18 protein-coding genes are annotated in these 22,223 nt (G+C 62.5%); 2 read left to right on the top strand and 16 right to left on the bottom strand.

Annotated features, from left to right (window positions below):
* Nucleotides 1-35 precede the first annotated feature (35 nt).
* The 16 genes from dnaE to rpsB form a co-directional block, all read right to left on the bottom strand.
* Entirely contained in the window at nucleotides 36-3,560 is a 3,525-nt protein-coding gene (gene dnaE / locus GEV38_RS06450) for a DNA polymerase III subunit alpha (protein ID WP_054573192.1), read from the bottom strand.
* Between the two features lie 187 nt (nucleotides 3,561-3,747).
* Entirely contained in the window at nucleotides 3,748-4,371 is a 624-nt protein-coding gene (gene rnhB, locus GEV38_RS06445) for a ribonuclease HII (protein ID WP_013971261.1), read from the bottom strand.
* A 1-nt stretch (nucleotide 4,372) separates the two neighbouring features.
* Entirely contained in the window at nucleotides 4,373-5,500 is a 1,128-nt protein-coding gene (gene lpxB, locus GEV38_RS06440) for a lipid-A-disaccharide synthase (protein ID WP_015269199.1), read from the bottom strand.
* 1 nt (nucleotide 5,501) lies between these two features.
* A complete protein-coding gene (gene lpxA / locus GEV38_RS06435; protein ID WP_015269198.1) occupies nucleotides 5,502-6,278 on the bottom strand; it encodes an acyl-ACP--UDP-N-acetylglucosamine O-acyltransferase in 777 nt (258 codons plus the stop codon).
* Nucleotides 6,275-6,715, bottom strand: a complete 441-nt coding sequence (fabZ, locus tag GEV38_RS06430) for a 3-hydroxyacyl-ACP dehydratase FabZ (RefSeq protein WP_004375427.1) — start codon at nucleotides 6,713-6,715, stop codon at nucleotides 6,275-6,277. Before fabZ ends, lpxA begins: the two co-directional genes overlap by 4 nt.
* A gap of 114 nt (nucleotides 6,716-6,829) precedes the next feature.
* The gene (gene lpxD / locus GEV38_RS06425; RefSeq protein ID WP_013971258.1) at nucleotides 6,830-7,885 is read right to left on the bottom strand and encodes a UDP-3-O-(3-hydroxymyristoyl)glucosamine N-acyltransferase; all 1,056 of its coding nucleotides are present in this window, start codon (nucleotides 7,883-7,885) and stop codon (nucleotides 6,830-6,832) included.
* A gap of 1 nt (nucleotide 7,886) precedes the next feature.
* Nucleotides 7,887-8,390, bottom strand: a complete 504-nt coding sequence (locus GEV38_RS06420; protein ID WP_015269197.1) for an OmpH family outer membrane protein — start codon at nucleotides 8,388-8,390, stop codon at nucleotides 7,887-7,889.
* Nucleotides 8,391-8,434: 44 nt separating this feature from the next.
* Nucleotides 8,435-10,795, bottom strand: coding sequence for an outer membrane protein assembly factor BamA (bamA, locus tag GEV38_RS06415; protein ID WP_013971256.1), 2,361 nt, complete (start codon nucleotides 10,793-10,795; stop codon nucleotides 8,435-8,437).
* 74 nt (nucleotides 10,796-10,869) lie between these two features.
* Nucleotides 10,870-12,222 (bottom strand): RIP metalloprotease RseP, encoded by a 1,353-nt coding sequence (rseP, locus tag GEV38_RS06410; protein ID WP_054573193.1) that lies wholly within the window; start codon nucleotides 12,220-12,222, stop codon nucleotides 10,870-10,872.
* A 71-nt stretch (nucleotides 12,223-12,293) separates the two neighbouring features.
* A complete protein-coding gene (gene ispC / locus GEV38_RS06405) occupies nucleotides 12,294-13,484 on the bottom strand; it encodes a 1-deoxy-D-xylulose-5-phosphate reductoisomerase (RefSeq protein ID WP_015269195.1) in 1,191 nt (396 codons plus the stop codon).
* Complete coding sequence (locus tag GEV38_RS06400) at nucleotides 13,481-14,296, bottom strand: phosphatidate cytidylyltransferase (RefSeq protein ID WP_013971253.1); 816 nt, start codon at nucleotides 14,294-14,296, stop codon at nucleotides 13,481-13,483. The genes ispC and GEV38_RS06400 overlap by 4 nt, the downstream gene beginning before the upstream one ends.
* Complete coding sequence (uppS, locus tag GEV38_RS06395) at nucleotides 14,296-15,051, bottom strand: polyprenyl diphosphate synthase (RefSeq protein WP_013971252.1); 756 nt, start codon at nucleotides 15,049-15,051, stop codon at nucleotides 14,296-14,298. Before uppS ends, GEV38_RS06400 begins: the two co-directional genes overlap by 1 nt.
* Before the next feature lie 15 nt (nucleotides 15,052-15,066).
* A complete protein-coding gene (gene frr, locus GEV38_RS06390) occupies nucleotides 15,067-15,624 on the bottom strand; it encodes a ribosome recycling factor (RefSeq protein WP_004375414.1) in 558 nt (185 codons plus the stop codon).
* Nucleotides 15,621-16,364: a UMP kinase gene (pyrH, locus tag GEV38_RS06385; RefSeq protein ID WP_003252294.1), complete on the bottom strand. Its 744-nt coding sequence runs from the start codon at nucleotides 16,362-16,364 to the stop codon at nucleotides 15,621-15,623. Before pyrH ends, frr begins: the two co-directional genes overlap by 4 nt.
* A gap of 180 nt (nucleotides 16,365-16,544) precedes the next feature.
* Nucleotides 16,545-17,408 carry a translation elongation factor Ts gene (tsf, locus tag GEV38_RS06380; RefSeq protein ID WP_015269193.1) on the bottom strand — a complete coding sequence of 288 codons (864 nt, stop codon included), beginning with the start codon at nucleotides 17,406-17,408 and terminating at the stop codon, nucleotides 16,545-16,547.
* Nucleotides 17,409-17,594: 186 nt separating this feature from the next.
* Entirely contained in the window at nucleotides 17,595-18,332 is a 738-nt protein-coding gene (gene rpsB / locus GEV38_RS06375) for a 30S ribosomal protein S2 (RefSeq protein ID WP_003252287.1), read from the bottom strand.
* A 346-nt stretch (nucleotides 18,333-18,678) separates the two neighbouring features.
* Here rpsB and map point away from each other — a divergent pair, with 346 nt between their 5' ends.
* The gene (map, locus tag GEV38_RS06370; protein WP_004375406.1) at nucleotides 18,679-19,461 is read left to right on the top strand and encodes a type I methionyl aminopeptidase; all 783 of its coding nucleotides are present in this window, start codon (nucleotides 18,679-18,681) and stop codon (nucleotides 19,459-19,461) included.
* A gap of 41 nt (nucleotides 19,462-19,502) precedes the next feature.
* Nucleotides 19,503-22,205, top strand: coding sequence for a [protein-PII] uridylyltransferase (locus GEV38_RS06365; protein ID WP_054573194.1), 2,703 nt, complete (start codon nucleotides 19,503-19,505; stop codon nucleotides 22,203-22,205).
* Nucleotides 22,206-22,223 lie beyond the last annotated feature (18 nt).

Genomic DNA, 22,223 nt, shown 5'->3' with positions numbered 1-22,223 from the left:
AGGCGCATTCAGGTCGAGATTAAATTTTTGTCGGTTCAACGATATTGCAGGAAGACGTTCTCACGCCCGAACTGGTCACGCAGCGCCTGAATCAGCCCATCGGCCGGGTCGATCGCCCACTGCTCACCGAACTGCAGCATGGCCTTGGCGTCGCTGCCGGTGTACTCGAGGGTGATCGGGCAAGCGCCGCGATGGCGGGTAATCAACTCGCCCAGCCACTTCAGCCGGTCGCCCTTGAGCGCTTCGTGTGCCACCTTCAGGCGCAGGCTCTCGGCCAGCTTGGTGCGCGCATCCTCCATGGTCATCACCTGCTTCACCCGCAGGCGCAGGCCACCGGAGAAATCGTCGTTGCTGACCTCGCCTTCGACCACCACCATGGCATCGGTCTGCAGCAAGGACTGTGCCGCCATGAAGGCATCGGCAAACAGCGACGCCTCGATGCGCCCGGAGCGGTCGTCCAGGGTGACGAAGCCCATCTTGTCGCCCTTCTTGTTCTTCATCACCCGCAGGGCAATGATCATGCCGGCGATGGTCTGGGTTTCGCGTGACGGCTTGAGGTCGATGATGCGCTGGCGGGCGAAGCGGCGGATCTCGGTCTCGTACTCGTCGATCGGGTGGCCGGTGAGGTACAGGCCGAGGGTGTCCTTCTCGCCCTTCAGGCGTTCCTTGAGGGTCAGTTCGCGCACCTTGCGGTGGTTGGCGTAGACGTCGGCATCCGCCTCTTCGAACATGCCGCCGAACAGGTCGACGTGGCCACTGTCAGCTGTGTGGGCGGCCTGCTCGGCAGCCTTGATGGCCTCGCCCAGCGCCGAGAGCAGGGTTGCACGGTTGATATCGATATTGGCGTGGTAGGCCTTGATCTCGTCATGGAAGTGCGGGCCCAGGCGGTCCAGCGCACCACTGCGGATCAGCGCGTCGAGGGTACGCTTGTTGACCCGTTTGAGGTCGATGCGCTCACAGAAGTCGAACAGGTCCTTGAATGGGCCACCCTGGGCGCGGGCCTCGACGATCGCCTCCACCGGGCCCTCGCCGACGCCCTTGATGGCGCCCAGGCCGTAGACGATGCGCCCGTCATTGTTGACGGTGAACTTGAAGTCGGAGAAGTTCACGTCGGGCGCGTCGAGGCGCAGCTTCATGCTGCGCACTTCCTCGACCAGCACCACCACCTTGTCGGTGTTGTGCATATCCGCCGACAACACCGCAGCCATGAACGGCGCCGGGTGGTGGGTTTTCAGCCATGCGGTCTGGTACGAAACCAGGCCATAGGCGGCGGAGTGGGATTTGTTGAAGCCGTAACCGGCGAACTTTTCCACCAGGTCGAAGATGTTACCAGCCAGGTCTGCATCGATATTGTTGTTGGCACAACCTTCAATGAAACCACCGCGCTGTTTGGCCATTTCCTCGGGCTTCTTCTTACCCATCGCACGGCGCAGCATGTCGGCGCCGCCGAGGGTATAGCCAGCCATCACCTGGGCGATCTGCATCACCTGTTCCTGGTACAGGATGATGCCGTAGGTCGGTGCCAGCACCGGCTTCAGGCCTTCGTACTGGTAGTCCGGATGGGGGTAGGCGAGCTCGGCGCGGCCGTGCTTGCGGTTGATGAAGTCGTCCACCATGCCCGACTGCAGCGGACCTGGGCGGAACAGCGCCACCAGTGCGATAAGGTCTTCCAGGCAGTCGGGCTTGAGCTTCTTGATCAGCTCTTTCATGCCCCGCGATTCAAGCTGGAACACCGCCGTGGTTTCGGCCTTCTGCAACAGCTCGTAGGTCTTGCGGTCGTCCAGTGGGATGAAGTCGATGTTTACATCGGGCAGGTTCTTCTTGGCCTGCTCGCGGTTGATGATCTCCATCGCCCACTTGATGATGGTCAGGGTCCGCAGGCCGAGGAAGTCGAACTTCACCAGGCCGGCGGCCTCGACGTCATCCTTGTCGAACTGGGTTACCAGGCCGCCGCCCTCTTCATCACAGGCGATCGGCGAGAAGTCGGTGAGCTTGGTGGGGGCAATGACCACACCACCGGCGTGCTTGCCGGTACCGCGTGTCACGCCCTCGAGCTTCAGGGCCATGTCCCAGATTTCGCGGGCGTCTTCGTCACCCTTGAGGAAGTCGCGCAGGATCTCTTCCTGCTCGTAGGCCTTTTCCAGGGTCATGCCCACTTCGAACGGGATCATCTTCGACAGGCGGTCGGCCAGGCCGTAGGACTTGCCCTGTACCCGCGCCACGTCTCGCACCACCGCCTTCGCCGCCATGGTACCGAAGGTGATGATCTGGCTGACCGCGTTGCGGCCATAGGCTTCGGCCACATAGTCGATCACCCGGTCACGGCCATCCATGCAGAAGTCGACGTCGAAGTCGGGCATGGAAATACGTTCAGGGTTGAGGAAGCGCTCGAACAGCAGGTCGTAGGCCAGCGGGTCGAGGTCGGTGATCTTCAGTACGTAGGCCACCAGCGAGCCAGCACCCGACCCCCGGCCCGGGCCTACCGGCACACCGTTGTTCTTGGCCCACTTGATGAAGTCCATCACGATCAGGAAGTAACCGGGGAAGCCCATCTGGATGATGATGTCCAGTTCGAACTTCAGGCGGTCCAGGTAAACCTGGCGCTTCTCTTCGTAGTTGGGCGTGGTCTCTTTCGGCCACAGCACTGCCAGGCGCTCTTCCAGGCCTTCGTGGGACACATGCCGCAGGTAGTCATCGATGCCCATGCCATTGGGCGTGGGGAAGTCGGGCAGGAAGTATTTGCCCAGCTGCACCTGGATGTTGCAACGCTTGGCAATCTCGACGGTGTTGGCAATGGCGTCGGGCAGGTCGCTGAACAGTTCGGTCATTTCTTCGGCCGACTTCAGGTACTGCTGGTCGCTGTACATCCTTGGGCGGCGCGGGTCGTCAAGGGTCCAGCCCTCACCGATGCATACGCGGGTTTCGTGAGCATCGAAGTCCGATTGCTTGATGAAACGCACATCGTTGGTTGCCACCAGCGGAGCGCCGAACCTGTCGGCCAAGGCCACGGCGGCGTGCACATATTCCTCGTCGCGGGCGCGGTTGGTGCGCTGCACCTCGACATAGAAGCGCTCGGGGAACATCGCCATCCAGTCCTGCAGCAGGGCCTCGGCTTCATCTTGCCGCCCCGCCAGCAAGGCCATGCCGATGTCACCTTCCTTGCCTGCGGACAGGGCGATCAGGCCCTCGCTGGCCGGGGCGATCCATTCACGCTGAAGGATCACCAGGCCGTTGCGCTGGCCCTCGGTCCAGCCGCGCGAGATCAGCTCGGTGAGGTTGCGGTACCCCTTGGGGTTCATGGCCAGGAAGCAGATACGCGACAGCGGTGCTTCCGGGTCGGCAGCGGCCAGCCACAGGTCGGCGCCGCAGATCGGCTTGATGCCCGCGCCCATGGCAGTCTTGTAGAACTTTACCAGCGAGCACATGTTGCTCTGGTCGGTGATCGCCACTGCCGGCATGTTCATCCCGGCCAGCGCCTTGGCCAGCGGCTTGATCCGCACCAGGCCGTCGACCAGCGAGAATTCGGAGTGGACGCGCAGGTGAACGAAGGGAACCGACATGGAAGATCCTGTAGCAATGCTGAACGACAAGGGCGGGATTGTAGCGTAAATGGGGATGTTTTTTGGGGCTGCTTCGCAGCCGTACGCGGGCACGCCCGCTCCCAGAGGAATATCATCGCCCTCGGGAACGGCGCCATACCTGTGGGAGCGGGCGTGCCCGCGAAGGGCCGCAAGGCGGCCCCAGAGGTCAGATCAGGGAGTCGGTGACGCCTTCACGTGCGTCCCACGCAGCCCGCACCGGGGCAAAGGAGCGCCGATGAATGGGCGTAGGCCCCAACCGTGCCAGCGCCTCGAGGTGCACCGGGGTCGGGTACCCCTTGTGCCCACCAATGCCATAACCCGGGTAGATCAGCTCGAATGCGCTCATCTCCCGGTCACGGGTCACCTTGGCCAGGATCGACGCCGCCGCGATGGCCGGCACCTGGCTATCGCCCTTGACTACCGGCGACGCCGGTACGGCCAGTTTCGGGCAGCGGTTACCGTCGATCAGGGCCAGCTTCGGTGTAATGTGCAGGCCTTCCACCGCGCGCTGCATGGCCAGCATGGTCGCATGCAGGATGTTCAGGCGGTCGATTTCCTCGACCTCGGCACGCGCGATGCAGAAGCTCAAGGCCTTTTCGCAGATCTCGTCGAACAGCGCTTCGCGCTTGGCTTCGGTGAGTTTCTTCGAATCGTTCAGGCCGAGGATCGGGCGCGCCGGGTCGAGGATCACCGCCGCGGTCACGACTGCACCGCACAGCGGGCCACGGCCCACTTCGTCGACGCCCGCGACCAGGTCCTCGACCAGGTTGAAGTCCAGTCCAATTTGCATGTCAGCGGTCCTTGAGCAAGGCCAGTACCGCCTCGGCCGCCTGGTTGGAGGCGTCACGGCGAAGGGTGCGGTGAATTTCGTCGAAACTTTCGGTCTGCCGGCTGCCATCGGCTACCAGCGGCGCCAGGGTATTGGCCAGTGCTTCGCTGGTGGCGTCATCCTGCAGCAGCTCGGGTACCAGCGCACGCTGGGCCAGCAGGTTCGGCAACGAAACGTAGGGGCTCTTTACCAGGCGTTTGAGGATCCAGTAGGTCAGGGGCGCCAGGCGATAGGCCACAACCATCGGCCGCTTGTACAGCAGCGCTTCGAGGGTGGCAGTACCCGAGGCGATCAGCACCGCGTCACAGGCCGCCAAAGCCTGGTGCGACTGGCCATCGAGCAGGGTCAGCGGCAGCTTACGCCCTTCGAGCATCTGCTCGACCTGGGCGCGCCGCGCGGCATTGGCACAGGGCAGTACGAAACGCACGCCCGGTACCTGCTGGCGCAGCCTTTGGGCAGCATCCAGGAACAGTGCCCCCAGGCGCCCTACTTCGCCGCCCCGGCTACCCGGCATCAACGCCACTACCGGCCCTTCGCCCAGGCCCAGCGCGGCACGCGCCGCAGGACGGTCGGCTTCTAGCGGGATGGTATCGGCCAACGGGTGGCCAACGAAGCGCACTGGCACGCCCTGCTCTTCATAGAACCGCGCCTCGAATGGCAACAGCGTCAGCATCAGGTCGCAGCCTTCGCGAATCTTCAGCACACGCTTCTGCCGCCAGGCCCATACCGACGGGCTGACGTAGTGCACGGTCTTGATCCCGGCCTGACGCAGTTTCAGTTCGATGTTGAGGGTGAAGTCGGGGGCATCGATGCCGATGAACACATCGGGCTTTTCGCCGATCAGGGTCTCGATCAGCAGCTTGCGCCGCTTGAGCAGCTCGCGCAGGCGCCCCAGCACTTCGACCAGGCCCATGACGGCCAGGCGCTCCATGGGGAAATAGGATTGCAGGCCTTCGGCTTCCATCAAGGGACCACCAACGCCGATGAACCGTACATCGGGGTGGCGTGCCTTGATGGCACGCATCAAGCCTGAACCGAGAATATCGCCGCTGGCCTCACCTGCGACCAAGGCTACGCAAAGCTGGGCCATGTCAGCGGGTGATGCCGCGGGCGGAGTTCACGATCGACTGGCGGAACAGATCGACCTCAGGGTGCTTCGCAGCCAGTTCGTCCAGCTCCTTGAGCGCGTCTTCGACGGTCAGGCCCTGGCGATAGACAATCTTGTAGCAACGGCGCAGCACATGGATCACCTCGTCGCTGAAACCCCGGCGGCGCATGCCTTCGAAGTTCATGCTGCGGGCTTCGGCCGGGCTGCCGAACACGGTGACGAAGGCTGGGACATCCTTGCCGATCGCCGTGCCCATGCCGGAAAACGCGTGGGCACCGATATGGCAGTACTGGTGCACCAGGGTGTAACCGGACAGGATCGCCCAATCCCCCACGTGCACATGGCCGGCCAAGGCCGTGTTGTTGACCAGGATGCAGTGGTTGCCGATAACGCTGTCGTGGCCGATGTGGGCATAGGCCATGATCAGGTTATGGTCACCGACGGTGGTTTCCGAACGGTCCTGGACGGTACCGCGGTGAATGGTCACCCCTTCGCGGATCACATTGTGGTCACCGATCACCAGGCGCGTCGGCTCACCCTTGTACTTGAGGTCCGGGGTGTCTTCGCCGATCGAGGAAAACTGAAAGATACGGTTGTGCTTGCCGATGCGGGTCGGCCCTTTGAGCACAACATGCGGGCCGATAACGGTGCCCTCCCCGATCTCCACATCAGGGCCAATGATCGACCAGGGGCCGACCTCGACACCATCGGCCAGCCTGGCCGAGGGGTCGATAATGGCCCGAGGATCAATCGAATTCATAGGGAGCGTTCCGCACAGGTGATTTCTGCCGAGCAAACCGGCTTGCCGTCGACCAGGGCGCGGCACTCGAATTTCCAGATCATGCTCTTGCGGCTGAGGAACTTCGCCTCCAGCACAAGCTGGTCACCCGGCAGTACCGGCTGACGGAAACGCAGCTTGTCGGAGCCGACGAAGTAGTACAGGGTGCCATCGGCCGGTTTGGCGTCGAGCATCTTGAAACCGAGGATACCCGCGGCCTGTGCCATGGCTTCGATGATCAGGACGCCCGGCATGATCGGGTGCGCCGGGAAATGGCCGTTGAAGAACGGCTCGTTGATGCTGACATTCTTGTAGGCACGAATGCTCTGGGCCTCGTAGTCCAGCTCCGTCACGCGGTCCACCAACAGGAACGGGTAACGGTGAGGCAGGTATTCGCGAATCTCGTTGATGTCCATCATTTCGGGGGGGAAGCCTGTAATAAGAATAGGGAGCGCAGGTGCTGACCACACGCTCCTTTTGCAGTCCAAAGAGGAGCCAGCTAGCGACTGTTCACTCTTGCTCAGGGAATGGTATCAGCCTTCTGATGTCGGCTGGCCACCTGAGGTCACGGTATCGACGCGTTTTTCCAGCTGCTGGAGACGCTTGGCCATGTCGTCCAGGTGGCGGATACGCGCGGCGCTCTTGCGCCATTCAGCCAGTGGCTGCATGGCAGTGCCGGAAGAATAGGCACCCGGTTCGGTGATCGAACGGGTCACCATGGTCATCCCGGACACGAAAACGTTATCACAGACATCGATATGACCCACCATGCCGACACCTCCGGCAATGGTGCAATGCTTGCCGATGCGCGTGCTGCCGGAAATCCCGACGCAGGCAGCCATGGCCGTGTGCTCACCGATCTGCACGTTGTGGGCGATCTGGATCTGGTTGTCGAGCTTGACCCCATCAGCGATGCGCGTATCCGACAGTGCCCCGCGGTCGACCGCAGTGTTGACACCGATTTCCACGTCGTCGCCGATGGTGACACCACCGATCTGGGCAATTTTGCGCCACACGCCCTTCTCGTTGGCAAAACCGAAGCCTTCACCGCCAATCACGGCACCTGACTGGATGACCACACGCTTTCCGATGGTCACATCATGGTACAGGGTGACCCTCGGGGCCAGCCAGCCGCCCTCACCGATCACGCAACGGGCACCGACCACACAGTGTGCACCCACACTGACATTAGCCGCGATGCGCGCACCGCTTTCGATGACCGCGAACGGCCCGATGCTGGCACTGGCGTCCACCTGCGCGTCCTCGGCCACCACGGCGCTGGGATGAATACCCGCCACAGCCTTGGGTTTGGGGTCGAACAGGTGGGAGATGCGCGCATAGGCCAGATACGGGTCGGCGACGATCAGCGCATTGCCGGCAAAGCCTTCGGCGTCCGCCGCCTTCAGCAGCACCGCAGCCGCCTGGCTGCTATCCAGGAACTTGCGGTACTGCGGGTTGGCGAGGAAGCTCAACTGACCTGGGCCAGCCTCCTGCAAGGTGGCCAGCCCGGTAATCTGCAGCGCCTCGGGCCCCTTGAGAGTGGCGCCGAGGGCCTCGGCCAACTGGCCTAGCGTCATGGTCACAGTCATATCAACGGGCTTGGTTCATGCGCTCGATGACCTGGCGGGTGATGTCGTACTGAGGCTTGACATCGATGACCGCGCCACGCTCGAGGACCAGGTCGTAACCACCCTTCTTGATCACTTCCTCGACAGCGCCATCCAGCTTCGGCTTCAGTTGCTTGAGCATGTCGCGGTCAGCAACGGCCTTGGCTTCGTTCAGTTCCTTGGACTGGAACTGGAAGTCACGGGCCTTCTGCTTGAACTCGAGTTCCAGGCGCTCGCGCTCCTGCTGCTGCATCTTGTCGCCGCCCTTGATCAGACGGTCCTGGATGCCCTTGGCGCTGCTTTCCAGGCTTTTCAGCTTGGTCAGTTGCGGGCCGAACTTCTTCTCGGCATCCACCGCGTATTTCTTGGCGGCGTCCGACTCCAGCAGGGCCATCTGATAGTTCAGGACGGCAACCTTCATTTCGGCGAAAGCCGGGGTGGCGACAAGCGCCGCGGCCACTACGGCCAGTTGGGTCAACTTACGCACGATGCACTCCTGGATAAACCGTTGTCATTAAGCGAGGGCCGACCTCAGAAGGTCTGGCCCAGAGAGAATTGGAACACCTGGGTGTCGGCATCGTCCGGCTTCTTGACCGGCATTGCCAGGCTGAAGCTCAGCGGGCCCAGTGCGGTGATCCAGGTCACGCCCAGGCCGACCGAGCTGGCCATACCCGAGAAACCGACCTTCTCGCAATCAGGCTGGTTGCCGCAATTGGTGTCGAACACGTTACCCACATCCCAGAACACGGACGTGCGCAGCGAACGCTGATCCTTGACGAATGGCAGCGGGAACAGCAGCTCCACACCACCTTGTACCAGCACGTTGCCACCAAACGGCAACGGATCCTGGTCCGGATCGGCGATGGTGCCTGGCTTGCCACCGTTGGCCTCGCCGCGGCTTGGGGTACTGCGTGGGCCCAGGCTGCTGTCCTTGAAGCCACGGACGGAGTTGAAGCCACCCGCGAAGTAGTTCTCGTAGAACGGCAGGCCGGAGGTGCTGCCGTAACCATCACCATAGCCCAGCTCGGTGTGCAGGCGCAGGGTGTAGTCGTTGGTAATCGGCTTGAACAGCTGGCCGCGGTAGTCGAGCTTGAAGAACGACAGGTCGCTGCCCGGAATGGTGGATTCCAGGGTCAGGCTTTGCGAGTGACCACGGGTCGCCAGCACGCCTTTGTTCAGGGTCGACTCCGACCAGCCGATCGAGGCCTTGAAGTTCAGGAAGCTGTCGCCTTCCTCTTCGAGGAAATCGAAGATCTCGTCAACGGTGTACTTGCCGGTCTTGATCTTGTCCTGCTGCACGCTCAGGCCATAGGTCAGGCGCGAGGTCTCGCTGATCGGGTAGCCGAGGCTGACGCCTGCACCGTAGCTGTCCACCGCGTAGCTGGCCACGTCGACGTCGAGGTCGTCGTAGTCGGTGCTGCGGTAGAAGGCGTTGTAACCCAGGCTCACGCCATCGGCAGTGAAGTAGGGGTCAACGAAGCCGAAGTTGTAGCGGGTCTGGTATTCCGAACGGGTCAGGCCGATGGATACCTTGTTACCGGTACCGAGGAAGTTGCTCTGGCTGATCGAACCACCGAGGATCAGGCCGGCGCTCTGGGCGAAACCGACGCTGGCGGTGATCGAGCCGGAGGCCTGTTCCTCGACGCTGTAGTTGACGTCGACCTGGTCGTCGGTGCCCGGCACCGGCGGGGTCTCGACGTTCACTTCCTTGAAGAAGCCCAGGCGTTCCAGGCGGGTCTTGGACTGGTCGATCAGGTAGGTCGAGGCCCAGCCGCCTTCCATCTGGCGCATTTCGCGACGCAGCACTTCGTCTTCGGTCTTGGTGTTGCCGCGGTAGTTGATGCGGTTGACGTAGGCACGCTTGCCCGGGTCGACCACGAACATGATGTCGACGGTGTGGTCTTCATCGTTCGGCTGCGGCACACCGTTGACGTTGGCGAAGGTGTAGCCTTCGTTACCCAGGCGGCGGGTGATCAGCTCGGAGGTGCTGGTCATCACCTTGCGCGAGAACACCTGGCCAGGCTGCACCAGCAGCAGCGACTTGACCTGATCTTCCGGCACCTTCAGGTCACCGGACAGCTTCACGTCACGGACGGTGTACTTCTCGCCTTCGTTGATATTGACGGTGATGTAGACGTGTTTCTTGTCCGGCGTGATGGACACCTGGGTGGAGGCGATGTCCATGTTGATGTAGCCGCGGTCCAGGTAGTAGGAACGCAGGCGCTCCAGGTCACCGGAGAGCTTTTCGCGGGCGTACTTGTCGTCGTTCTTGAAGAACGACAGCCAGTTGGTGGTCTTCAGCTCGAACAGCTGCGCCAGGGTCTCGTCGTCGAACACGTTGTTGCCAACGATGTTGATGTGCTGAATGGCGGCGACGGTGCCTTCGTTGATCTTGATCTTCAGCGCCACGCGGTTGCGCGGCTGCGGCACCACCTCGGCGTCGACCTCGGCCGAATAGCGGCCCTGGGCCACGTATTGGCGCTGCAGTTCGTTACGCACACCTTCGAGGGTGGCACGCTGGAAGATCTCGCCTTCGGCCAGGCCGGATTGCTTCAGGCCTTTCATCAGGTCTTCGGTGCTGATGGCCTTGTTGCCTTCGATCTCGATGCTCGACACCGACGGGCGTTCGACCACGTTGATGATCAGGACATTGCCATCGCGGTTCAGCTGAATGTCCTGGAAGAAGCCGGTCTTGAACAGGGAACGGGTCGACTCCACCAGTCGGCGGTCATCGGCCTGGTCGCCGACGTTCAGCGGCAAGGCACCGAAGACACTGCCGGCGGAAACCCGCTGCAGGCCGTTGACGCGGATATCGGAGATGGTGAAGGACTCGGCGTGAACTTCAGCGATCATCAGTGCGGACATGACCGCAGTTAGCAGCAGACGTTTCATGAAGTCCTTTTATTCCAACTGGCAATAAACAGCCCGCCGCGACAAGACGGCAGGTTTCGCAATTGAGCGAAGCTTTATAGTCGACCCAGATCGTTGATCAGGGCGAGCAACATCACCCCTATGACCAAACTGATACCGATCTGGACCCCCCAACCTTGCACCCGATCCGACAGCGGACGACCGCGCACCCACTCGACCAGGTAAAACAGCAAATGCCCCCCATCCAGAACCGGGATGGGCAGCAGGTTAAGAACCCCCAGGCTTATGCTCAGGTAGGCCAGGAAATTCAGGAAATCCCCCACGCCGGACTGGGCTGAAGCGCCCGCCACTTTAGCAATGGTTATCGGTCCGCTCAAGTTTTTTACCGAGAGCTCCCCGAACAGCATTTTCTTCAGCGATTCAAGGGTCAGGACGCTCATGTTCCAGGTGCGTGACAAGCCCTCACTCACCGCATCCAGCGGGCCGTAGCTGACTTCGCGAAGCATGTTGGCAGGCCATTCGCCACCTTTTACCCCGGCGCCCAGATAGCCGCCGGCCGCCTTGCCCTCGCCCTTGCGCGCCAGGGTGACCGGGACGTCCAGCGCAGCACCATCGCGCTCGACACGCACAAGAACCTTGGCTTGCGGGCGGGCCCGCACGGCATCGACCACCTGCTGCCATTCGCTCACTGCCACGCCATCGAGGGCCAGCAGCTTGTCACCGGTTTTCAGGCCCGCAGCGGCAGCCGGCCCCTTCGGATCGATCTCGGCCAACACCGGCAAGATCGCCGGGCGCCAAGGGTGCAGCCCAAGGGACTGGATCGGGTCCGGCTCGTCGGCGCCCTTGAGCCAGCTGTCCAGCTTCACCTGCAGCTGGCGCTCGGCGCTGGTGCCCTCTTCACGCACGCCAATCTGCAAGGTGCCGCTCTCGCCCAGGCGGCGAACCAGTTGCAGGTTGACCGCAGACCAACCATTGGTCGGCTTGCCGTCGATGGAGACGATTTCCTGACCTGCGGTCAGGCCTGCCGATGCTGCCAGGCTGCCCGCATCGACCGCGCCGATCACCGGGCGGATCTGCTGGGTACCCAGCATCGCCAGCACCCAGAAGAACAGGATGGCCAGCAGGAAGTTGGCAACCGGGCCCGCCGCGACGATCGCGATGCGCTGGCGCACGGACTTGCGGTTGAACGACTGCTCGATCAGCGCCGGCGGCACGTCCCCCTCGCGCTCGTCGAGCATCTTGACGTAGCCACCCAGCGGGATCGCCGCGACCACGAACTCGGTGCCATGGCGGTCATGCCAGCGCAGCAGCGGCGTGCCGAAGCCCACCGAGAAGCGCAGCACCTTGACACCGCAGCGGCGTGCCACCCAGAAGTGGCCGAATTCATGGAAAGTGACCAGTACACCCAAGGCTACGAGGGTGCCGATAATCATGTAGAGCGCTGTCATATCCATCTCCGAATGATGTTCAGCGGGCTGGCATCATGCCCAGCCCCCTCGTGAACCGTGGCGGGCCTGCATCAGCGACCGTGACGCCTCAGCCACTCACGGGAAAGCTCCCGGGCACGCTGGTCGGCGGCGAACACCGCGTCCAACGACGGCAGCGGTACGACGGGCTCCTGATCGAGCACCTGTTCGATCATACCCGCGATCTCCGGGAAGCGGATACGCCGCTGGAGAAATGCCTCGACTGCGACCTCGTTTGCCGCATTGAGCACGGCCGGTGCGCTGTTGCCGGCCTCGGCAGCCTGCCGCGCCAGGCGCAGGCAAGGGAAGCGCTGTTCGTCGGGCGCCTGGAAGTCCAGACGGGCGATGGCGAACAGGTCCAGCGGTGCCACACCGGAATCGATCCGCTCGGGCCAGGCCAGGGCGTTGGCGATGGGTGTGCGCATGTCCGGGTTACCCAACTGCGCCAGCACCGAACCGTCCACATAATCCACCAGGGAGTGGATCACGCTCTGCGGGTGCACTACCACCTCGACCTTGGCCGGTGCGGCATCGAACAACCAGCAGGCCTCGATCAGCTCCAGGCCCTTGTTCATCATGCTGGCCGAATCCACGGAAATCTTGCGCCCCATGGACCAGTTGGGGTGCGCGCACGCCTGTTCCGGGGTGACGTCCAGCAACGCCTCGACGGGCGTCTCGCGGAACGGGCCACCGGAGGCAGTAAGCAGGATCCGGCGCACGCCGACGGCACTCAGGCCGCGCGCGTAGTCGCCGGGCATGCACTGGAAGATCGCATTATGCTCGCTGTCGATCGGCAGCAGCACGGCACCACTGCGCCGCACCGCCTCCATGAACAGCGCGCCGGACATCACCAGCGCCTCCTTGTTGGCCAGCAACACCTTCTTGCCCGCCTCGACCGCCGCCAGGGTGGGGCGCAGGCCGGCGGCGCCGACGATGGACGCCATCACCGCGTCCACTTCCGACGCAGAAGCCACCTGGCACAACCCGGCCTCGCCTTCCAGCACCTCGGTGGCGCAACCTGCCGCAACCAGGCTTTCGCGCAGTCGCGCGGCCGCCTCGGCATTCGGTACCACGGCGAATGTCGGCCGATGGCGCACGCACAGCGCAAGCAATTCGTCGATACGCGAATAGCCACTCAGGGCGAACACCTGATAACGGTCGGGATGGCGCGCGATGACATCCAGCGTGCTCAGGCCGATGGAGCCGGTGGCCCCGAGCACGGTAATACGCTGCGGACGGCTCACATCACACCCCATTCGGCGGCCCATAGCAGCACGGCGAAAATCGGGATCGCCGCAGTCAGGCTGTCGATGCGATCGAGTACCCCACCATGGCCAGGCAACAGGTTGCTGCTGTCCTTGATGCCGGAACGGCGCTTGAACATGCTTTCGGTCAGGTCACCGACCACCGAAGACATGACCACCAGGGCTGCACTCAGCAGGCCCAGCAGAATCTGGCCGAAGCCCCAGTCGCGACTGATGCCGACCACCAGGGTAATCACCAGGCTGACCGCCAGGCCGCCATACACGCCTTCCCAGCTTTTGCCAGGGCTCACCTGAGGCGCCAGCTTGCGCTTGCCGAAGGCACGGCCGGAGAAGTACGCGCCAATATCGGCAGCCCACACCAGCACCATGACCGACAGGATCAGCCAGTTACCCAGCGGCCAGTGCTTGAGCAGCACCAGACCCTGCCAGGCCGGCAGCAAAACCAGCAGGCCGATCAGCAACCGGCAGGCTGCACTGGCCCACAGCTCGCTACTACGTGGATAGGTAAGCACCAGCCAGGTGGCCAACCCCCACCAGATCACCGCAGCGCCCAGCACCCAGGGCGCCAGCTCCGGAAGGATGTACAGCAGCATCAGCGCTCCGGCGACGACCACGGCATAGGCGATGCGCAGCGGCTGGGCCATGAGCCCGGCCAGACGCGCCCACTCCCAGGCGCCGAGGGTCACCACGAAGCCGATGAACAGGGCGAAGTCCCCACCGTTGAGCAGGAAGAAGCCACCCAGCGCGATCGGCAGCAGGATCAGCGCGGTAATGATGCGTTGTTTAAGCATTAAGCACGAGCTCCAGCCTCGACCTGCTCGCTGGTCTTACCGAAGCGGCGCTGGCGCGAAGCGAAATCGGCCAGGGCGGTGCGCATGGCCTCGTGTTTGAAGTCCGGCCAGTACAGGTCGGAGAAGTACAGCTCGGCGTAGGCCAGCTGCCACAACAGGAAGTTGCTGATGCGGTGCTCGCCACCGGTGCGGATGCACAGGTCCGGCAGCGGCAGCTCGCCGGTTGCCAGGCAGGTCTGCAGCAGGCCCGGGGTGATGTCTTCCGGGCGCAGGTGCCCGGCTTGCACTTCCCGCGCCAGCCGCTGGGCGGCCTGGGCGATATCCCACTGGCCACCGTAGTTGGCCGCGATCTGCAAGATAAAGCGATTGTTGCCGGCAGTCAGTGCCTCGGCCTCACGCATGGCGGCCTGCAGCTCGGGATGGAAGCGCGAACGGTCACCGATGATACGCAGACTGATGTTGTTCTCGTTGAGGCGTTTGGCCTCGCGGCGCAGGGCCGAGAAGAACAGTTCCATCAGCGCACCGACCTCTTCGGCGGGACGCTGCCAGTTCTCGCTGGAGAAGGCGAACAGGGTCAGCACCTCGACCCCGGATTCGGCACAGACTTCGATGACCGCGCGAACGGCGTCTACACCCGCCTTGTGCCCGGCAACGCCGGGCAACAGGCGCTTTTTCGCCCAGCGGTTGTTGCCATCCATGATGATCGCGACATGACGCGGCACCGAGGACGGCGCCGCTGGCTTGGTCTTTTCCATTAAAAAGCCCCGGCCTTAGACGGCCATCAGGTCCTTTTCCTTGGCTTTGAAGGCTGCATCGACTTCGGCAACGTACTTGTCGGTCAGCTTCTGGATCTCGTCAGCGGCGCGACGCTCTTCGTCTTCGCTGATTTCCTTGTCCTTGGTCAGCTTCTTCAGGTCGGCCAGAGCGTCACGGCGCACATTGCGCACGGCTACCTTGGCATCCTCGGCAACGCCGCTGGCCTGCTTGGTGTAGCCCTTGCGGGTTTCCTCGGTCAGGGCCGGCATCGGCACACGAATGGTGGTGCCGGCGCTGGACGGGTTCAGGCCCAGGTCGGAGGTGAGGATGGCCTTTTCGATGGCAGCACTGAGGTTCTTGTCGTGGGCGACGATCTTCAGGGTGCGGGCATCTTCGACGGTGATCGCGGCCACCTGGTTCAGTGGCATCTCGCTACCCCAGGCAGTGACCTTGACGCTGTCCAGGATGCTTGGGTGGGCGCGACCGGTGCGGATTGCCGCGAGGTTGCGAGCCAGGGCTTCGATAGACTTGCCCATGCGCTCCTGCGCGTCTTTCTTGATGTCGTTGATCATGCTTGGCCTTCCTCGATCAGAGTACCTTCAGCGCCACCCACCACGATGTTCAGCAGGGCGCCAGGCTTGTTCATGTTGAATACCCGCAATGGCATCTTGTGGTCACGGCACAGGCAGATTGCGGTCAGGTCCATCACACCCAGCTTGCGATCCAGGACCTCGTCGTAGGTCAGGTGATCGAACTTCTCGGCATGCGGGTCCTTGAATGGATCGGCAGTGTACACACCATCGACCTTGGTCGCCTTCAGCACCACGTCGGCATCGATTTCGATGGCGCGCAGGCAGGCGGCGGAGTCGGTGGTGAAGAACGGGTTGCCGGTACCGGCGGAGAAAATTACCACATCCCCGGAGTTGAGGTGGCGAATAGCTTTGCGACGATCGTAATGATCGGTGACACCGACCATGGAAATGGCCGACATGACCAGGGCCGGGATGTTCGAGCGCTCCAGCGCGTCGCGCATGGCCAGGCCGTTCATCACGGTAGCCAGCATGCCCATGTGGTCACCGGTGACGCGATCCATGCCGGCTGCGCTGAGCGCGGCGCCGCGGAACAAGTTGCCACCACCGATCACCAGGCCGACCTGGACACCGATCCCTACCAGCTGGCCAACTTCGAGGGCCATGCGATCCAGCACTTTCGGGTCGATCCCGAAGTCTTCCGAGCCCATCAGGGCCTCGCCGCTAAGTTTGAGCAAAATGCGTTTATAGCGAGGTTGGCGACCACTCACCTGCTGAGCCATTGCGAGTCTCTCCTGCGGCGTACTTTTAGAAAATTCGTGCGGGCTGTTTGCAGCCTGCTAACTGTAGCGTGGCACCGCTTCGGTGCCAGCGACGACGGGCCTTATAAACCCTTCGCCGTTTTGACAAAGAGGCTGCGCGCGTGAGCGGGCAGCCTCTTTGGGGCGACAGACGGGGCTGTCTTACTGCTTGGCAGCAGCGACCTGAGCGGCAACTTCAGCAGCGAAGTCGTCGACTGGCTTCTCGATGCCTTCGCCTACCTTGAAGTAGGTGAAGGAAACGATTTCAGCGCCGGCTTTCTTGGCCAGATCGCCAACCTTGACTTCCGGGTTCATGACGAAGGCTTGCTCGACCAGCGAGGCTTCGGCCAGGAACTTCGAGATACGACCTTTGATCATGTTCTCGACGATGTTTTCCGGCTTGCCGGCGATCTTGTCAGCGTTCAGCTGCAGGAAGACGCCCTTCTCGCGCTCGATGGCTTCGGCCGATACTTCCGACGGCAGCAGGAACTCAGGGTTCGAAGCTGCAACGTGCATGGCGATGTTCTTGGCCAGATCGACGTCGCCGCCTTTCAGGACAACGGCAGCGCCGATCTTGTTGCCGTGCAGGTAGGCACCGACAACGTCACCTTCAACGCGCACCAGGCGACGGATGTTGACGTTCTCGCCGCACTTGGCAACCAGGGCTTCACGAGCAGCTTCACGCGAAGCGATCAGCGGAGCAGCGTCGGTCAGCTTCTGGGCGAAGGCTTCTTCGATGCTGTCGGCAACGAAGTTCTTGAAGTCGTCTTGCAGGGCCAGGAAGTCGGTCTGCGAGTTCACTTCCAGCAGGACGGCGGATTTACCGTCGGTCTTGACGGCGATAGCGCCTTCAGCAGCGACGTTGCCAGCCTTTTTGGCGGCCTTGATGGCGCCCGAGGCACGCATGTCGTCAATGGCTTTTTCGATGTCGCCGCCGGCCTTTTCCAGGGCCTTCTTGCAATCCATCATGCCTTCGCCGGTACGCTCGCGCAGTTCTTTGACCAGCGCTGCAGTAATTGCTGCCATTTCAAAATCCTCTTGGAAAGTTTTTCAACCATTCCACCCGTTCGTCACGGGCGTTCAATTCTGCAAATCCACTGTGTTTATCTCAGCGGGCCCATGATGCGGGGCCGATGCTGACAGCAGGATTTCAAGGTGGCAAAAAGGGGGCAGAGCCCCCTTTTTGCGTGCCAAGTCGACGCTAGCGTCTAATTACTCGGCAGCAGGTGCAGCCGCTTCTTCAGCGTAAACTTCGGTGCCGCCGGCAACGTTGTTGCGGCCGCGGATGACTGCGTCAGCCATCGAAGTCATGTACAGCTCGATAGCGCGGATGGCGTCATCGTTACCTGGGATGATGTAGTCAACACCTTCCGGGCTGCTGTTGGTATCGACAACGCCGATTACCGGGATGCCCAGCTTGTTGGCTTCGGTGATCGCGATGCGCTCGTGATCAACGTCGATAACGAACAGAGCGTCTGGCAGACCACCCATGTCCTTGATGCCGCCCAGGCTGCGATCCAGTTTTTCCAGGTCGCGGGAGCGCATCAGGGCTTCTTTCTTGGTCAGCTTGGCGAAAGTGCCGTCTTCGGCCTGGGTTTCCAGGTCGCGCAGGCGCTTGATCGAAGCGCGGATGGTCTTGTAGTTGGTCAGCATGCCGCCCAACCAACGGTGGTCAACGTACGGCGAACCGCAACGAGCAGCTTGCTCGGCGACGATCTTGCCGGCGGAACGCTTGGTACCGACGAACAGGATCTTGTTCTTGCCCTGGGCCAGGCGCTCTACGAACGACAGAGCGTCGTTGAACATTGGCAGGGTTTTTTCCAGGTTGACGATGTGGATCTTGTTACGCGCGCCGAAAATGTACTTGCCCATTTTCGGGTTCCAGTAACGGGTCTGGTGGCCGAAGTGCACACCGGCCTTCAGCATATCGCGCATGTTGACTTGGGACATGATAGTTCCTTGATAAGTCGGGTTGGGCCTCCACGTATCCCAATGACCAACCCGCGAATTCTGCAACTCGGGGCACCCAGGTCATCGTGTCGACACGTGTGTGGGTTAAGTGCTGACGGGGTCGTCCCCGAAAGCGGCGCATTTTATACCACAGACCGCGACCGAACGGAACCCGGATACCGTTGCGTCCGTCAGCGGTTTTTGCAGCACCCCGGCTTTCGCGCCAGAATGCCAGCTGTAGACAGCAGCATTGCCGCCTTTATCCCGACCGATCGGCGCCCTGCTCTGCTAGAATCCGGCCTTTCCCGTTTGTTCGCGCCGTGCACGGCGCTGTAGAGAGCCTGTAATGACCGTCACCATCAAGACCGCAGAAGACATCGAGAAGATGCGCATCGCCGGCCGCCTGGCCGCCGAGGTGCTGGAAATGATCGAGGAACACGTCAAGCCCGGTGTCACCACCGAAGAGCTGGACCGCCTGTGCCACGACTACATCGTCAACGTCCAGCAGGCCATCCCGGCACCGCTCAACTACAAGGGCTACCCGAAGTCGATCTGCACCTCGATCAACCATGTGGTCTGCCACGGCATCCCCAACGACAAGCCGCTCAAGGACGGTGACACGCTGAACATCGACGTCACCGTGATCAAGGACGGCTACCACGGCGATACCAGCCGCATGTTCCACGTCGGCACCGTGCCGGTATGGGCCGAGCGCCTGTCCAAGGTCACCCAGGAGTGCATGTACAAGGCCATCGAACTGGTCAAGCCGGGCTGCCGACTGGGCGACATCGGCGAAGTGATCCAGAAGCACGCTGAAAAGAACGGTTTCTCGGTGGTACGCGAGTTCTGTGGCCATGGCATCGGCAAGGTGTTCCACGAAGAGCCGCAGATCCTGCACTACGGCCGCGCCGGCACCGGCATGGAGCTGAAGGAAGGCATGACCTTCACCATCGAGCCGATGATCAACCAGGGCAAGGCCGACACCAAGGTGCTGGGCGACGGCTGGACCGCCATCACCAAGGACCGCAAACTCTCGGCCCAGTGGGAGCACACCCTGGTGGTGACCGCGACCGGCTACGAGATCTTCACCCTGCGCAAGGACGACACCATCCCGCGCACCTCGGCCTGACCGCACTCCCACAGGCCACCCTACGACAGGAACGTGACGCGATGCCCCAGGTGGACCCCGAGCTGTTCGACCGCGGCCAGTTCCAGGCGGAACTGGCCCTCAAGGCGAGCCCCATCGCCGCCTTCAAGAAAGCCATCCGCCAGGCCGGCGAGGTGCTCGACAAGCGTTTCCGCAGTGGCAGCGAAATCCGCCCACTGATCGAGGCCCGCGCCTGGCTCGTCGACAACATCCTGCAACAGGCCTGGAACCAGTTCGACTGGGGTGACCAGAGCGGCATCGCCCTGGTCGCAGTGGGTGGCTACGGACGCGGCGAGCTGCACCCGCATTCGGACATCGACCTGCTGATCCTGCTGGGTGCTGCCGAACACGAGCAGTACCGCGACGCCATAGAGCGGTTTCTCACCCTGCTTTGGGACATCGGCCTGGAAGTAGGCCAGAGCGTGCGCACCGTCGACGAGTGCGCCGAGCAGGCCCGCGCCGACCTGACGGTCATCACCAACCTGATGGAAAGCCGCACCATTGCCGGTCCCGAGGCGCTGCGCCAACGCATGCTTGAGGTGACCAGCACTGCGCACATGTGGCCGAGCAAGGACTTCTTCCTGGCCAAGCGCGCCGAACTCAAGGCCCGCCATCACAAGTACAACGACACCGAGTACAACCTCGAACCCAACGTGAAAGGTTCACCCGGTGGCCTGCGCGATATCCAGACAGTGCTGTGGGTGGCCCGCCGCCAGTACGGCACCCTCAATCTGCACGCGCTGGCCGGCGAAGGCTTCCTGCTGGAAAGCGAGAACGAACTGCTGGCCTCGTCCCAGGACTTCCTGTGGAGGGTGCGCTACGCCTTGCACATGCTGGCCGGGCGCGCCGAGGATCGCCTGCTGTTCGACCATCAGCGCAGCATCGCAGCGCTGCTGGGCTACAGCGACGACAACCCCAAGCGGGCGATCGAGCAGTTCATGCAGCAGTACTACCGGGTGGTGATGAGCATCAGCCAGCTGTGCGACTTGATCATCCAGCACTTCGAGGAGGTCATCCTCGCCGATGACGACAGCGGCACCACCCAGCCGCTGAATGCGCGCTTCCGCCTGCATGATGGCTATATAGAGGCAGTCAGGCCGAACGTGTTCAGGCGCACACCGTTCGCAATGCTGGAAATCTTCGTGCTGATGGCTCAGCACCCCGAGATCAAGGGCGTACGCGCCGATACGGTGCGGCTGCTGCGCGAACACCGGCACCTGATCGACGACACTTTCCGCACCGATATCCGCAACACCAGCCTGTTCATCGAGCTGTTCAAGTGTGAAATCGGTATACACCGCAACCTGCGGCGGATGAACCGCTACGGCATCCTTGGCCGCTATCTGCCGGAGTTCGGCCTGATCGTCGGGCAGATGCAGCACGACCTGTTCCACATCTATACGGTCGATGCGCACACCCTCAACCTCATCAAGCACCTGCGCAAGCTGCAATACACCCCGGTGTCCGAGAAATTCCCGCTGGCCAGCAAGCTCATGGGCCGCCTGCCCAAGCCCGAGCTGATCTACCTGGCCGGCCTGTACCACGACATCGGCAAGGGCCGCCAGGGCGACCATTCCGAGCTGGGCGCGGTGGATGCGCAGAAGTTCTGCGAGCGCCACCAGTTGCCGGCCTGGGACAGCCGGCTGATCGTCTGGCTGGTGCTGAACCACCTGGTGATGTCGACCACCGCCCAACGCAAGGACCTGTCCGACCCTCAGGTAATCAACGATTTTGCCCTGCACGTGGGCGACGAGACACGCCTGGACTACCTGTACGTGCTGACCGTGGCCGATATCAACGCCACCAACCCCAGCCTGTGGAACTCGTGGCGGGCCAGCCTGCTGCGCCAGCTGTACACCGAGACCAAACGCGCCCTGCGCCGAGGCCTGGAAAACCCGCTGGACCGCGAAGAGCAGATTCGCCAGACCCAATCGGCGGCGCTGGATATCCTGGTGCGCGAAGGCACCGACCCGGACGATGTCGAGCAACTGTGGTCGCAGCTGGGGGATGACTACTTCCTCAAGCACACCGCTGCCGACGTGGCCTGGCACAGTGACGCGATCCTCCAGCAGCCAGCCGATGGCGGGCCGCTGGTGCTGATCAAGGAAACCACCCAGCGCGAGTTCGAGGGTGGCACGCAGATCTTCATCTATGCCCCCGACCAGCACGACTTCTTCGCCGTCACGGTGGCAGCCATGTCGCAGCTGAACCTGAACATTCATGACGCGCGAATCATCACCTCGAGCAGCCAGTTCACCCTCGACACCTACATCGTGCTGGACAACGACGGCGGCTCGATCGGCGACAACCCGCAGCGGGTCAAGCAGATTCGCGACGGCCTGACCGAAGCGCTGCGCAACCCCGAGGACTACCCGACCATCATCCAGCGCCGGGTACCGCGCCAGCTCAAGCACTTCGACTTCCCGCCACAGGTGACCATCCTCAACGATGCCCAGCGGCCGGTGACCATCCTCGAAATCACCGCGCCCGACCGCCCAGGCCTGCTGGCCCGGCTGGGGCGGATCTTCCTGGAGTTCGACCTGTCGCTGCAGAACGCCAAGATCGCCACCCTTGGCGAGCGGGTGGAAGACGTGTTCTTCATCACCGATGCCGACAACCAGCCGCTGTCCGACCCACAGCTGTGCAGCCGACTGCAGGAGGCCATCGTCCAGCAGTTGCAGGCCGGCCAGGCCAGCGATGCCAGCCCCACCCGCGTGACCTTTTAACGACTAGACGATTGACGA

Source organism: Pseudomonas sp. 13159349, from assembly GCF_013305685.1.
In the GTDB taxonomy this organism is placed as follows: domain Bacteria; phylum Pseudomonadota; class Gammaproteobacteria; order Pseudomonadales; family Pseudomonadaceae; genus Aquipseudomonas; species Aquipseudomonas asiatica.
Note: the sequence above shows the minus strand (reverse complement) of the source record. Positions and strands in the feature narration are given on the sequence as shown.